We start from the raw sequence: 14714 nt of genomic DNA on the forward strand, positions 1-14714 counted from the left end.
TTGGGTGGGGTTGTACGGCTAATTGAAGATGCACGTTGTTGTTGCCATAACTATTCCTTGTCTTGGATATTCCAGTATTGCAAAAGGCTTATTGCCGCCAGGGTCAAAAATGCTATCAGCGTCCAGGTGGGCATACTTAAACTCAAGAATGTCCAATTGACTTCCGCGCAATCACCCGTACCGCTTAACATCACCTTGATAGTTTCCGACAACGGGAAATTGTTCAACACATAATCTAGGCCTGGACCGCATTCAGGTACTTGGTCTGGAGGTAAGTGCTGTATCCAGATATGACGCGTGGAAATGGCGCCGCCGATCAACGCAATCACGGCTCCGGTAATGGCGTAACGTCGTGTCCCGATTTGGCCTGGGTTATGCCAGGCCGCGCACAAAAAGCAAATACCGGCTAGAAAAATGGCGATGCGTTGCGAAATACATAAGGGGCAGGGTTCTAACTTCTGGACGAACTGGAAATAATACCCCGCAGACAGCAAGCCCACGCAAGCCCAGAACCCTAAGAAAAACCAGGATTGTGGATTTAATCTTATCAACCTTAATATCGACCTTAACATACTTAACATTCCCTAAAATCTAATTGTTGATGACAAGCATACAAACCGAAAAAGTCATGGTTACGGATACAGGGTAAATTGTATAACGCCTTCATTCAGTTTGTCCCATAAGATATTTTTAAACCTTCGAGCGCCCTGTGCAGGAATGATGCTTTCTTCTTTTACCTTAATGCATTGGCAGGATAAGGCATCCCTGAATATTTTTTAGGCTTAATGCTCCTCACCCCGCCCCTCTCCCGCACGAGAGGGAGGCTTCTTGTTCACCACTTTGCTCGCCGGATTCAAGTTGATTTCGTCTATGACCATTTGCGCCCTAGCGTTAATGACATACGATACCGCATCTGCCACATCTTCTGGTATCAGGTAATTGCTTTTATCATCGCCAGGGGCAAATGATAATGGGTCGAAGAACGGGGTAAGCACCATGCCGGGATTAATGAGACAAACTCGGACTTGACTTGGGCTGCATTCCTCACGCAACGCTTGGGTAAAGCCACGCAAGGCAAATTTACTGGCGCAGTAGATTGTGCCTTTACGGCTGCCTTTTAATGCGGCCTCTGAGCCGATATAGATCAAGTCGCCGCGTGCCTTTCGCTTCAAGGATGGAAGCAAGGCTCGCGTTAAAAAAACGGCACTGGTGAAATTAAGGGCCATTAAGGCTTCGATTTGGGCGTAGGAGAATTCCTCCAACGATCCGAACTGCCCCGCGCCAGCAGAAAAAATTACGGCATCCAAGGCTGGAAATTTCTGTTCCAATTCCCGTATTTTCTGAGGCAACTTTGGTAACTGACTAAGGTCGAGCCGCACGGGATGGAAATTCTGTCGCTTATGTTTGAACTTACTGCAATCGCGGGTTACGCCGATAACCTCATGCCCTTGTTGCAGCAAATTCCTGGCGATAGCGCGCCCTATGCCTGAGCTGGCCCCAGTCACTAAAACGGTGCGCTTTAAGCCGTACATGGGAAAAATTTGCTGGCTGGAATATAGCCCAATAATTGTTCCGTACAAAATTGCATCATTTCTTGTTCTATCTCTTTTTGGTAAGAAACCATGCTATTTTGGTGTTCCAAAGGACTGGCAAATAATTTTTCATCGGGATAAAGCGCATGGATTCTTTTGTAAAATGATACCGGCAAACGGAATACGCCTAAACTGACCGAATGCAATTGTTTAAGTTCGACCAAGGCGAATACTTGTTCAAATAACCGTTGATACTGCTGCTGGTAGCCAGTCTGGTAGATCAGCGGATCGAATCGTAGACCTATTTGCCAACCGTGTTGCTGTATTTTTTTAAGCGCATCGAGCCGACGTTCCAAGGTCGGGGCCTTGTCTTCCACTTTGGCGGCGATTTCAGCCGGCGTCAAACTGAAAGCGACGATGCAATGGGATGATGGCTTTTGGTTAATCAATGTCCTGATTTGGGTGCTTTTTGTCCTTAATTCGATCCAAGCATTGGGAATAGAAGCAAAAAACGGCAGGAATTGTTCGGCAAATCCAGTCACAGGTTCCAGTGCCAAGCTGTCGCAATCATAGCCTGAGAAAAAATGGATGTCGTCTTTAGGATGGCTTTCGCAAATCGACCTGATGTCGTCCTGAAAGTTTTCGTAATTGACAAACAGCACATAGTTTGCCGATTGGTACATACCTTGCAAAAAACAATAGCGGCAATCGTACAGGCAATTGAGCATGTGGGAAAAATAAAAATTCCGATTTGCGCCGATTCCGTAACCCTTGGGCGTTTCCAGGGCAAAATTTTTGTGCTTTTCTGCAAGAATCAAGGCAGGCTTTTGTTTTTGCAAGCGAAAATTTTGTGCTTTTGGATTGAAAACTTCACCGTAGCGACCACAAACAATTTTCCTGGCGACAGGGAAACGCGTCAAAATATCTTGAGTACGCGGGTGTTGTTGGATATTTTCTTCTACGTAAATCGTTTCAATCATTAGGTGGATTGGGCTTTTTGCCTTACTTTAGCACATCAGGCGATGAACAATGTGCTTGTGATTTTCAGGTCTGACCTTATATTCGGTAGAATAGGTCAACTTTCCAACTCAGTAGGACAAATGAAAACAACTAAAATCGGTTTTATCGGCGGAGGCAATATGGCGGCCAGCTTGCTTAATGGCTTGGTCGCCAGCGGTCATGAACCCAAACAGCTTTGGGTGTCGGACATTAACCCTGAGACCTTGGCCAACTTATCCGCCAATTTGAATATCAACGTGACACAAAGCAATAAGGAAGTCATTGCGGCTGTTGACGTGGTGGTGCTGGCAGTCAAGCCGCAAATTTTGGCGCAAGTCGCCAAGGAAATCTGCCACTGCCTGCAGCCAAATCAAATGGTCGTATCAATCGCAGCCGGAATAACGCAAGCCAGTTTGCGTAAGTGGCTATGCCCAGAAACGCCTATCGTTCGCTGTATGCCCAATACGCCTGCCTTGGTTTTGACCGGAGCGACAGCACTTCATGCCAATGATAGGGTCAGTCCCGAACAACGCGATTTGGCGGAAACCATCTTACGTGCTGTCGGCATTGCGCTGTGGGTACAAAATGAAAGCGAACTGGATGCGGTGACCGCCGTTTCCGGTAGCGGCCCCGCCTATTTCTTTCTGCTAATGGAAGCAATGGAAAAAGTCGCCGTGGAATTGGGCTTAAGCGAGGCAACCGCCCGCCTGTTGATCCAACAAACCGCGTTGGGCGCAGCCAAGATAGCCTTAGAATCGCCGGAGTCACCAGGTGAATTGCGAAGGCGAGTCACGTCACCGGGCGGCACCACCCAGCAAGCGATAGAAACTTTTGAGCGCGGCGGCTTTGATGAATTGGTCTCCTTAGCCTTACATGCGGCGAGAGACCGCTCCATAGAAATGTCCAAACAAATGGAAGCTAACACATGAATGCAAACTATATGACCGATCCGGCCATTTTTATCATCGACTCTTTATTTTCGCTGTACATCCTGGCCGTTATGCTGCGCTTTTTGCTGCAATGGAGCCGGGCCGAGTTTTATAACCCGATCTCCCAATTCCTGGTCAAAATCACGCATCCAGTATTAAAAATCTTGCGCCGCTACATTCCGCCAATGGGAAAGATAGACACCTCTTCCATCGTTTTAGCGCTCATTTTGCAAATGTCGGCAGATTTTTTGATATTAATGTTGAAAGGTTTTAGCATCGGCATTGGTGCATTAGCCTTGCTCTCTTTCGGTAATCTGGTTTCATTGTTGATTAACGTATTTATTTACGCGGTCTTTGCGAGGGCCATCCTTAGTTGGTTAAATCCCGGCAGTTTTAATGCGACCGCATCCATCTTGCACAGCCTTACCGAACCATTGTTAGATACTTGCCGCAAATTTATACCTGATTTCGGAGGTATAGACTTGTCACCTTTGGTCGCATTGATGCTTTTGCAGCTTACCAAGATGGTCATCTTACCGCCCATTCATCAACTGGCAAGCCTAATTAGTTGATTTATATGCATTAAACAGCCAAATACCTATGCCCATTAATCTTACGCATGACAGCGACAAAAAGTGTTAAAAATTACCGTCCTAGGGTCTTTTAATTTGATTTAAAATTAGCTATACCTAGCCTATAATCGTCCAATGTAAAAACACTTGAATGTGAAGTAACTTATGTTTACATGTAATCGAACAACAACTATTTTTATGGCTTGTTTTCTCGGCTTATTTGCTGGTCAGATGGCGCATGCGAACAAAATGTACAAATGGGTGGATGAAAAAGGGAACACCTACTTTTCTGATCAAGTGCCGCCAGAGCATTCACAACTCCGCCGCGAAAAATTAAGCAAGCAAGGACGGGTAATTGAAGTCACTGAAAAGGCAAAAAACAGGTCTGAAGAAGCTCTCGACCGCTTGCTGAAGGCATTGAAAGAAGCCCAGGAAAAGGTTATCGCCCAGCAAATGTTCCACGATAAGGCACTACGGATCACTTACAACAAGCTTGAAGATTTGCAAAATACGTACAATGCCAAATTGCAAGAACTGGAAACAGAGCAAAAACTGTCCATCAGCAATTTAAAACGCTTGGATAACCAGTTAGAAACCCTACACCGAACTGCGGCGACCCATGAAAGGAACGGTGAAAAGGTGCCGCAGCAGTTGCTTGATGAAATCAAGGCCACTGAAAAAGAAAGCCAACTTGCTTACGTTAAGATCAGCCAACATATCGAAAAAAAGAATAAAGTGGTCGAAGAATTTAATGCTGACATTACCCGATACAAGCAACTTACCCAAAGTGCCGAACAGAATAGGTTGCAAAAACAGAAGGATGAAATTAAAGCCGCCAACCAGTTGGGCGTTTATGTGTGTAACGATGACAGGGAATGCGAAAAGGCCTGGAAAATCGCCGGCGAATTTATCAGTAAACATTCCACCAGTTCGAACAGCACGGAGCCTGAAATTGAGTCTGGCAAATTGATTATGGGCCGTACACCGGATACCGATAATGACTTAAGCCTTGCCATTTCCAAGGTGGATTTGGGTGACCGGAAACAGAAGCTTTTCCTGGATATTCGTTGCCGCGACTCATCCATCGGAGTTGAATTATGCGCAAGCCAGAAAGTACAGGATATAAGGGTCGCTTTTAGAAATTACTTAGAATCTAGCTTATCGGACTAAATGCCGTATGTTATCGGCTTAGCAATAGTGTACCGACACCTTGGTTGGTAAAAAGCTCCAGCAACACGGCGTGCTCAACCCTGCCGTCAATTATATGGACCCGATTTACGCCCCCCTTGATGGCATCGGTGGCACAGCGGGTTTTAGGTATCATACCGCCTGAGATAGTTCCGTCCGCTATCAAGCTGTCTATGTCTTTCAGCGTAAGTCCGGTCAATAAATTTCCTTGTTTATCCAGGATACCTGCGGTATTGGTCAATAAGATCAACTTTTCGGCCTTCAATATCTCGGCTATTTTTCCTGCCACCAAATCGGCATTGATATTATAAGATTGCCCGTCTTCACCAACACCGATAGGTGCAATGATAGGGATAAAGTCGCTACAACCCAGCATATTGACCACAGCAGGATCGATACTGCTGACTTCCCCAACGTACCCAAGGTCTATGATTTCCTGTTGCTCAATGTCCGGCTTATTCCTGGCTTCAATATGAAGTTTCTTGGCACGGATAAAATCGCCGTCCTTACCGGTCAAGCCAACCGCCTTGCCGCCATTTCGATTGATAAGATTGACGATTTCCTTATTGACCAGCCCGCCCAGCACCATCTCAACCACGTCCATGGTTTCGCTGTCGGTCACCCTCATGCCATCGACAAAATCCGATGTTTTGCCGAGCCTTGCCAGCAATTGCCCTATTTGGGGGCCGCCGCCATGGACGACAATCGGATTCAAGCCGACCAGCTTCATCAAGACAATATCCCTTGCAAAGCTGTTTTTGAGGGCTTCATCAACCATGGCATTGCCGCCAAATTTGACGACTACCGTTTTTCCCTTAAAACGCTGGATGTAAGGTAAGGCCTCAATCAATACATCAGCAATCACATAAGCTTCTCGTTCTTCCATTTAGTTCCCTGTCGGCTGTTTGCTTCGCTAGTCTGTGGATCGGACTAAAAAGGCAACTTGATACCCGGTTTGACAGTACGCATAAGATCCCGGAATTGCGCTTGGATGTTCTCCAACGCCACTTTGCTGTCCGCCTCAAAACGGATCACCAGCGACGGCGTGGTGTTAGATGCACGTACCAATCCCCAACCGTCAGAGAAATCAATACGCATCCCGTCGATGTCGGTAATTTTGCCACCCGTGAACTGCGCTGCGGCGAACATGCCCTTAATAAACTTAACGTTTTCACCTTCCGCCAACTCGACATTCAATTCCGGCGTGTTAATGCTATCGGGGAAATCGGCAAAAACCTCTGAACTGGGGCGTGGATCTTCGGACAATATCTGCAACAACCGTGCCGCAGAATATAAGGCATCGTCGAAACCGAACCAGCGGTCGTTAAAGAAAATATGGCCGCTCATCTCTCCGGCCAATTTAGCCCCCGTCTCTTTCAACTTGGCTTTCATAAAGGAATGCCCCGTTTTCCACATCAATGGCCTACCACCGTATTTGACGATTTGATCCGGCAAATGTCGGCTACATTTTACATCGTAAATAATTTCTGATCCTGGCTTGCCCGCCAGCACGTCTTTGGCAAACAACATCATCTGCCGGTCGGGCCAGATGATTTTCCCTTTTGAGTCAACTACGCCTAACCGGTCACCATCGCCATCAAAAGCAATACCCAAATCTGCGCCATAATGTTTGACGGTGCTGATAAGTTCCGCCAGGTTTTCCGGCTTGCTGGGATCGGGGTGATGGTTAGGGAAATTGCCATCCACCTCGCAGAATAATTCAATGACCTCACAGCCTAGGTTCTTGAACAGGACGGGCGCGAGTTCACCGGCAACGCCATTGCCACAGTCCAGGACGATCTTCATGGGTCGGGCAACTTGAATGTCATCGCATAAGGTGCCGATGTATTCGCTCTCAAACATGCCATTTTGCTCTATCGAGCCCTTACCCGAGACAAAGGCATGGTTGTCTATGCGTTTCTTGAGTTCCTGAATCCTATCTCCAGCCAGGGTGTTGCCTTTAATCATCATCTTCAACCCGTTGTATTCAGAAGGGTTGTGGCTGCCTGTAATCATCACTCCTGAGCGGCCATCGGTGTGTTGGACGACAAAATACAACACGGGGGTAGGCACCATCCCTATATCCAAGACATTGCAACCGGTAGACACAACACCGTTAGACAAGGCTTCCGCCAGGGTAGGGCTTGATATTCTTCCGTCCCTGCCGATAACCACGGTGTGGCAACCTAATTCTTTAGCTTCCGAACCCACCGCCCTGCCAATGTTGTAGACAATTTCTTTGGTCAATGTTTGCCCGACGATTCCGCGAATGTCGTAAGCCCTGAAAATAGCTGCGCTTGGATCGTCTTTTTGCGGTATTTCTTGTGGTATGCCGGTTAACTCAGGGATGTCAATTTTTGGTGTTTCGGGTGTTGGCTCCTGCTGTTTGACCTTGGTGGCAGGATTCGCTGGCGGCTGTGTGGCAGCTACATTGCCAGCCAATTGCGACGAAGGCATACCCATGTCCTCAAAATAACCTTCCAGTTCAAAGTCATCAACAGCATTTTTTCTGACCTTTTCGCCCCGCTGGTTAATTTCACGATTGTAACGCACCATCGAAGCAATCAGTGCATTCATGCCCATTAAGGTAACGGGATAGCTGCCTTTTGGCCGATTTGAAAGGATATCCTGGAAAGCCTGCAATATCCGATCCAAATCTTGGGCAAGCGTGACAGAAAATTGCCGATAAGTGATATAAAATGCGGACAAGGCAATCAATAACGGGATGAAGATGAAACTGAAAATGACGGCACCTTGACCAAGGATTCCGCCCTTAGGATCGAGATAGTAAAGCTCCCAACTGGTGCCGCTGACTTTGAGTTGCTTGAGGTCACCTCCGTCAACGTCATTTTTATCGCCGACGCTGGACAAGGAGAGCTTTCCCTGCCTAATTTCCATATAGCCGCTTTCAATGCCGGCATCCTGCAAGCTTTGGTTAATGAAATCGAAACTCAGGCTCGCCAGAATGACACCGACCACTTGATTGCCGCGCATTATTTTATGGGTAATTGCAAGATGCCGGTCTGGGCCAACATCACCCTGGATTTCGGGGAGGGGATTCTCTTGGAATGTTGCCTTAATCATATCAATGTCACCAAAACCCATACGAGGCACATTGACTTGATCCGCCTCAATCGTGCCGACAGGTATCAGCCGGAGCTTGCCGGTAATGGGGTAATGTTGTTCAAGTTTAGCCGCCACCGTTTTTAATGCCGCCGGATTAGTGCTAGTAACCGCCGCTATGACATCAGGGTCGCGAGCCATTTTATCCAGGGCCGCGTCCAGCAACTTTATTTGCTCGGTTAAGGCCTGTGACGCCCCCTTAGCGGAAGATAGTGCCGCATCATCTTTTGCTTTTGCGACTACAACTTTGGATGACAGGTAAACGCCAGTACCTGCTATCAAAATCATAAGCAAGGCAACACATGTCAATGTTAAGAACAACCGTTCCATTATTTACCCCTATCGATTATATGGCTCATGCTTTTTATATTTAGTGCTTTCTCAAGCCAAAAATTTAAGCCCCTGAATATGACAAATACCGCATTTACTGTTGCAAAGGCCCTATGGTGCAGGTATAGCAATGTCAAATTTGAAACCATTTTTCTGTTGCGACCCGCTTAAATTGTGCCAATGTCGATATGGCGACCCTCATTTCATCCAATTTAACCGGATAATCGCCCAGTGGCTTTTCGGTGATGATATCTTTAAAGGCTTTCATAACCCAGGACACATCTTCTGACAACAGGCCAGAAAGCTTTCTGTAGCCCGTTACAAAACACAGCAGAACCGCCAATGCCGGGATCAACACGATGCCCACCATCAGGGACAATTCGCCCAAGCTGACCCCACCGCTGTTTTCATAATAGAGCTGCCAGTCTGTGTTAGGGACATGGATAGGTGCACCATCAATCTCGCCTTGATCGCGTCTCTTGCCTGTTGATGCCAGCACCAGCTTGCCCTGCCGCAATTCAATGTAGCCTTTTTCCAACACCGTGGTAGCGAGCACCCTATTGACGAAATCATAGTTCAACCCCACTAAAACCACGCCTACCGTACTGCCATTTTGCATGATTCTACGGGCAATTGCCAGATGCCGACCCGAATCAACTTCACCTTGGATAGTGCTCAACTGATCTTTTACAAATGTTTTCTTTGCCATTTCAAGATCGGCAAAACCCATAGGCGAATTGACTTGCTTGGTTGTATCGCTATTTTCTGGCAACAAAAATTTCATCGATAAAACACCTGGAAAGTGATTCTCCAGCTTTATGAGCGCATTCCCCAATAACGCGGGATCATTTTGCGCCGCCGCATTAACTACATCCGGGTCTTGCACCATTTTATCCAACATACCATTAAGCAAGCGGACCTGTTCGGACAATGTTAAAGACACCCCGTTAGCAACCGCAGCGACGGCATCCACTTTTGATTGGGCAATAAACACGCTGGACAGCAGGAAAGCACCCGCACCAGCAATCACAACCATCAGGACACAAACCAATGCCAATATAGAAACTAAGCGTTTCATTGATACACCTCAATCTTAAACGGATTAACTCCGCCCGGTATGACCGAAACCGCCGTCACCACGGGAGCTTTCATGGAACTCATCAACTTGCTCCAGCGTAACTTGAACAACAGGGACAAAAACCATCTGCGCGATCCTTTCACCGATATTAATGGTAAAAGCGGTATTGCCGCGATTCCAACAGGACACGAAAAGCTGGCCTTGATAGTCGGAGTCAATCAAGCCCACTAAATTACCCAACACGATGCCATGCTTATGGCCCAACCCTGATCGGGGCAGGATAACGGCGGCTGTGTGGTTGTCGCCGATATGGATGGCAAGACCCGTAGGGATGAGCAAAGTTTCCCCCGGTATTAATTCCGTCGCTTCTGTCAAACACGCCCGTAAATCCAGTCCGGCAGAACCGGATGTAGCATATTCCGGCAACGGAATTTCATTGCCGATACGGCTGTCCAGGATTTTAAACTCTATTTTTTTCATTGAATTTCGTTGCGATTATACTGATAAGCTGTTCTGCCAACTGGTTTTTGTCCGTCATGGGCAAAGATGTCCGGCCATTGTGCCAGAATATCTCAAAAGCATTCTGCTCGCTGTCGAAACCGCCTTGTTCCCGCCCTACCCAGTTGGCGGCGATCATGCCCACATTTTTTTTGTACAGCTTTTCCTGGGCATAAGCCTCAAGATCGTTGGTTTCTGCCGCAAAACCGACCGTAAATGGCGCATTACTTAATAGGGCGACATCCGCCAATATATCCTTAGTCTTCTGCAAAATCAGGCTGGTTTGCTCGGCTTGCTTTTTGATTTTTGTTTTTTCCACAGCGACCGGACTGTAATCGGCAACGGCCGCCGCACCGATATAAATATCCGAATGATCCGCCTGCGCCAGCACGGCATCATACATTTCGGCAGCGGTTTCGACGAATACAATTTCTACGCCCATCGGGGCAGGCTGATTTACAGGGCCGCTTACCAAGGAGACTTGCGCCCCAGCGCGCAATGCGGCAGTAGCCAGTGCATAGCCCATTTTCCCTGAGCTGCGGTTCGTGATGAAACGCACGGGATCCAGGTATTCCCGTGTTGGCCCCGCGCTGATTAATACCTTAAGATTTTGTAGGACGCCCGCTTTCGTCTCAGCCAACAATCTTTCACAAATTTCGGCAGCTTCAGCCATACGCCCCTCACCTGTTTCCCCGCAAGCCTGATCCCCTGAATTTGGGCCTATAAGACTAACACCATAAACTTTAAGTTTACGGATGTTATCTTGGGTCATAGCCTTGTTCCACATAGCTTGGTTCATGGCAGGAGCTATATATATGGGGCAAGTGGCCGCCAGAAATAGGGTCGAAACTAAATCATCCGCCAAGCCGTGCGCGCATTTCGCAATCATATTCGCGGTTGCAGGGGCAATTATTATTACATCCGCCCATCGCGCCAGGTTGATATGCCCCATCGCGTTTTCTTCGTCCGCATCAAGCAATTCCGTATGGACAGGATTCCCCGATAAGGCTTGGAAGGTCAAGGGGCCTACAAACACTTGGGCAGATTCGGTCATAACCACCCTGACATCACAACCTTGTTTGCGTAATAACCTGACCAATTCGGCAGACTTATAAGCCGCAATACCCCCGCATATAGCCAATAAAACGTGTTGTCTGATAGTCGTATCCAAGGTTGTTCCGGTCAAAACGTAATGGCAAGTATAGCCAAATTCTTCTATGCTTAAGCATTATTTCGGTTGGAACAAGGCAATGTCCATCAAAGATTGGGCAACAGACGACAGGCCGCGAGAAAAACTGCTGAAACGCGGCCCTGGCGCACTTACGGATGCCGAACTGTTGGCTATTTTCCTGCGTACCGGTACGCAAGGGAAATCGGCGGTCGATTTGGCGCGTGAATTGCTGCAAGATTTTGGTTCTTTGAAAGCACTGCTCAGTGCCGACCAGCAACGGTTTTGCCAAGGCCATGGCTTGGGTAATGCCAAATATGCCCAGTTACAAGCCGTCATGGAAATGGCAAGGCGACATTTCAAGGAATCGTTACAACGCGGCGATGCCTTAACCAGCCCAGAAATTACCCGTGCATACTTAAGCGCTCAACTAAGGGGCTACAGCTATGAGGTATTCGCCTGCCTCTTCCTCGACAACCAAAACCGCGTCATCCAATTGACCGAACTGTTCCGTGGCACAATAGATGCCGCCAGCGTTTATCCCAGGGAAGTCGCCAAACTGGCGTTACACCACAATGCCTCCGCCGTTATTTTTGCCCATAACCACCCTTCCGGCATTGCCGAACCCAGCCCAGCCGACAAATATATCACCGACAAACTCAAGCAAGGGTTGGCCTTGTTTGACATTCGGGTGTTGGATCACTTTATTATCGGCGACGGCGAACCTTATTCATTTGCCGAAAATGGGTTAATTTGACGATAATGGGCAAATTAACCACCCGTCAATCGGGTTTCCGCTTCGCGGTATTTGGCGGCACAATGTTCCAGCACGTCCTTTGGCAAATGCGGGCCAGGCGCAGTTTTGTCCCAATCCAGGGTTTCAAGGTAATCACGGACGTATTGCTTGTCGAAACTGGGCGGACTGATACCTACCCGATACTGGTCTGCCGGCCAGAACCGTGATGAATCCGGCGTTAACGCCTCGTCAATCAAATAAAGTGCACCGTCCTCATCAACGCCAAATTCAAATTTGGTGTCAGCAATAATAATGCCGCGTTCCTTGGCATATTCGGCGGCTTCCCGATAGAGCCTCAAGCTGGTGTCCCGCACCTGTTCGGCCAGGGTTTGGCCCAGTAATTCAACCGTTTTTTCAAAGGCGACATTTTCATCATGCTCGTGAGCGGCGGCCTTGGTAGACGGCGTGTAAATGGCTTCCGGCAATTGTTGCGCTTGTTGCAAGCCTTTGGGCAAAGGGATGCCGCAGACAACACCGGATTTAAGGTAGTCTTTCCAACCCGAACCGATCAAATAGCCTCGGACGATGGCTTCAACAGGCAAAGGCTTTAATAACTTAACGACAACGGCGCGGCCTTCAATTTGTGCGCGCCCTTCCGCATCGTGCACGACATCGGCTAACGGTATTGTGGACAAATGGTTGGGTATGACGTGGCCCAGCTTATCAAACCAGAAATTGGAAATGCGCGTCAACACCCGCCCCTTGCCGGGTATCGGATCTGGCAAGACGACATCGAATGCCGAAAGCCGATCTGTTGCCACGATCAGCATGTGTTGGTCGTCAATAGCATAAATATCGCGCACTTTTCCTCTGGCGCGCAATGACAAGGACGGCAAGTTCGATTGGTAAAGCGCTGTTGGAGCGTTCATTGCACCTCAAATAAGAATTTGTGTTGTAACCTTTCGGCAAGATAAGATGGGTAAGGACGAATTCTTTAACTGTAATTCTATCATTTTTTACCACACAAGCGGGACGGGGATAGATGAGCTGGCTAGGCAAATTTTTGGGCGGTGCATTTGGCTTTATGCTGGGCGGGCCGTTGGGCGCTATTTTGGGGGCCTCAGTAGGCCATCAATTCGATATCGGCATGATACGGTTGGACGCGCTTGAAACTCTCAGGCCGGGTGACCAACACCGTGTGCAAATGGCATTTTTTACCGCAACTTTTTCGGTGATGGGCCATATTGCAAAAGCAGACGGAAAGGTATCGCCTGAGGAAATTTCACTGGCTAACCGCATCATGGACCAAATGTCCATTTCGGGGGAAATGCGCACGGCAGCCGTCAATTTGTTTCAACAGGGGAAAAGCCCGGATTTCCCGTTGGAGGGCGTTTTGGCACAGTTTTACACGGAATGCCATCGCCGCACCGACCTTATCCGTATGTTTTTGGAAATTCAAATTCAAGAGGCATTGGCGGACGGGTCAATCGACAGCAAAGAAGAAAGGCTATTGCTGCATATCTGCGGTCAACTGCGAGTTTCGCAGTTCGACTACGAACGCCTGAAAGCCAGGGTACAGGCACAACAGCGATTTTATAGCCGTGATTATCAATACCAGGACCAAGGCCAATATCGACAGCAACGTCAACAACCGTACCAGCGAGAACAATCCAGTTTGCAAGATGCGTATGAAGTGTTGGGCTTGAACAAATCGGCCAGCGATGAAGACGTCAAAAAGGCTTACCGGCGGCTGATGAGCCAAAACCATCCCGACAAGTTAGTGGCAAAAGGCTTGCCGGAGGTCATGATGAAACTTGCCAAGGAAAAAACCCAAAAAATCACCAAAGCTTACGAAACCATTCAACAAGCCAGGAAGAAATGAACTAAGCCCCAGGCTAGAAACAATCTCAACGGGTGCCAAACACCACAATCGTTTTGCCATGCGCAGAAATAAGCCCTTTATCTTCCATTTCTTTCAATACCCGACCTGCCATTTCCCGTGAGCAACCCACAATCCGGCCAATTTCCTGACGGGTGATATGCAATTGCATGCCATCGGGATGAGTCATGGCATCCGGTTCTTTGCACAGATCCAACAAGGTGCGGGCAATCCTACCTTCGACATCAGTAAATGCCAAGTCGCTGAATTTTCGGCTCGTTTTCAAAAGCCGACCAGCCAATTGCTCACCTATCATCAGGAGTATATCCGGTGCGTAGGGCAACAATTCCTTTCTGAGCACTTGCCCGAAACGCTCGTAACTCATTTCTGCCAACTGGCATTGGGTGCGCGTCCTTACCGTCACTTTACGGGTTTCAGAACCCTTGAAAACACCAATCGTGCCGATAAACTCGTTTTTGTTGAGATAAGCCAGCACCAAATCCTGGTCGTTGTCTTCATCTTCTACGCTGATACTGACGGAACCATCGACTATATAGTACAGCCGGTCACCTAAATCACCCGGACGGAACACGATGGTTTTGGGCGGGTATGACCTTTTATGGCAAAAATGCAACAATTGCTCCATCACTTTTTTGTAGGGACTTTCTTGTTGTGTGACTAT

At 48.0% G+C, this 14714-nt stretch carries 15 protein-coding genes; 5 read left to right on the forward strand and 10 right to left on the reverse strand.

Annotation, left to right across the window (positions count from 1 at the left end):
* Positions 1–50 precede the first annotated feature (50 nt).
* The 3 genes from MGMO_RS15015 to MGMO_RS15025 form a co-directional block, all read right to left on the reverse strand.
* Complete coding sequence (locus tag MGMO_RS15015; protein WP_023495911.1) at positions 51–572, reverse strand: disulfide bond formation protein B; 522 nt, start codon at positions 570–572, stop codon at positions 51–53.
* Positions 573–782: 210 nt separating this feature from the next.
* The gene (locus MGMO_RS15020; RefSeq protein WP_023495912.1) at positions 783–1532 is read right to left on the reverse strand and encodes an SDR family oxidoreductase; all 750 of its coding nucleotides are present in this window, start codon (positions 1530–1532) and stop codon (positions 783–785) included.
* Positions 1520–2512, reverse strand: a complete 993-nt coding sequence (locus MGMO_RS15025; protein ID WP_023495913.1) for an SPL family radical SAM protein — start codon at positions 2510–2512, stop codon at positions 1520–1522. The genes MGMO_RS15020 and MGMO_RS15025 overlap by 13 nt, the downstream gene beginning before the upstream one ends.
* A 120-nt stretch (positions 2513–2632) precedes the next feature.
* On the opposite strand from MGMO_RS15025, the gene proC reads away from it, so the two are divergent.
* The 3 genes from proC to MGMO_RS15040 all read left to right on the forward strand — a co-directional run bounded on the left by proC (position 2633) and on the right by MGMO_RS15040 (position 5202).
* A complete protein-coding gene (proC, locus tag MGMO_RS15030) occupies positions 2633–3460 on the forward strand; it encodes a pyrroline-5-carboxylate reductase (RefSeq protein ID WP_023495914.1) in 828 nt (275 codons plus the stop codon).
* On the forward strand, positions 3457–4032 hold the full coding sequence (locus tag MGMO_RS15035; protein WP_023495915.1) for a YggT family protein: 576 nt from the start codon (positions 3457–3459) through the stop codon (positions 4030–4032). The genes proC and MGMO_RS15035 overlap by 4 nt, the downstream gene beginning before the upstream one ends.
* 198 nt (positions 4033–4230) lie before the next feature.
* On the forward strand, positions 4231–5202 hold the full coding sequence (locus tag MGMO_RS15040) for a DUF4124 domain-containing protein (protein WP_023495916.1): 972 nt from the start codon (positions 4231–4233) through the stop codon (positions 5200–5202).
* Positions 5203–5212: 10 nt separating this feature from the next.
* Here MGMO_RS15040 and argB read toward each other — a convergent pair whose 3' ends face one another.
* From argB to coaBC, 5 genes are all read right to left on the reverse strand, one after another.
* On the reverse strand, positions 5213–6106 hold the full coding sequence (argB, locus tag MGMO_RS15045; protein WP_023495917.1) for an acetylglutamate kinase: 894 nt from the start codon (positions 6104–6106) through the stop codon (positions 5213–5215).
* A gap of 44 nt (positions 6107–6150) precedes the next feature.
* On the reverse strand, positions 6151–8631 hold the full coding sequence (locus tag MGMO_RS20975) for a phosphomannomutase/phosphoglucomutase (RefSeq protein ID WP_321163126.1): 2481 nt from the start codon (positions 8629–8631) through the stop codon (positions 6151–6153).
* Between the two features lie 175 nt (positions 8632–8806).
* Complete coding sequence (locus tag MGMO_RS15055) at positions 8807–9751, reverse strand: hypothetical protein (protein ID WP_023495919.1); 945 nt, start codon at positions 9749–9751, stop codon at positions 8807–8809.
* 24 nt (positions 9752–9775) lie between these two features.
* On the reverse strand, positions 9776–10231 hold the full coding sequence (gene dut / locus MGMO_RS15060; protein WP_023495920.1) for a dUTP diphosphatase: 456 nt from the start codon (positions 10229–10231) through the stop codon (positions 9776–9778).
* Complete coding sequence (gene coaBC / locus MGMO_RS15065) at positions 10212–11435, reverse strand: bifunctional phosphopantothenoylcysteine decarboxylase/phosphopantothenate--cysteine ligase CoaBC (RefSeq protein ID WP_235557302.1); 1224 nt, start codon at positions 11433–11435, stop codon at positions 10212–10214. The genes dut and coaBC overlap by 20 nt, the downstream gene beginning before the upstream one ends.
* Before the next feature lie 64 nt (positions 11436–11499).
* Here coaBC and radC point away from each other — a divergent pair, with 64 nt between their 5' ends.
* The gene (gene radC / locus MGMO_RS15070) at positions 11500–12174 is read left to right on the forward strand and encodes a RadC family protein (RefSeq protein WP_023495922.1); all 675 of its coding nucleotides are present in this window, start codon (positions 11500–11502) and stop codon (positions 12172–12174) included.
* Between the two features lie 14 nt (positions 12175–12188).
* Here the strand turns inward: radC and MGMO_RS15075 are convergent, their stop codons facing one another.
* Positions 12189–13082: a phosphoribosylaminoimidazolesuccinocarboxamide synthase gene (locus tag MGMO_RS15075; protein ID WP_023495923.1), complete on the reverse strand. Its 894-nt coding sequence runs from the start codon at positions 13080–13082 to the stop codon at positions 12189–12191.
* A 113-nt stretch (positions 13083–13195) separates the two neighbouring features.
* On the opposite strand from MGMO_RS15075, the gene djlA reads away from it, so the two are divergent.
* Positions 13196–14035 carry a co-chaperone DjlA gene (gene djlA / locus MGMO_RS15080; protein ID WP_023495924.1) on the forward strand — a complete coding sequence of 280 codons (840 nt, stop codon included), beginning with the start codon at positions 13196–13198 and terminating at the stop codon, positions 14033–14035.
* A 25-nt stretch (positions 14036–14060) separates the two neighbouring features.
* Here djlA and crp read toward each other — a convergent pair.
* The coding region (gene crp / locus MGMO_RS15085) for a cAMP-activated global transcriptional regulator CRP (protein WP_407656532.1) at positions 14061–14714 on the reverse strand (654 nt) is incomplete at its 5' end.

Source organism: Methyloglobulus morosus KoM1 (assembly GCF_000496735.2).
Classification (GTDB): Bacteria; Pseudomonadota; Gammaproteobacteria; order Methylococcales; family Methylomonadaceae; genus Methyloglobulus; species Methyloglobulus morosus.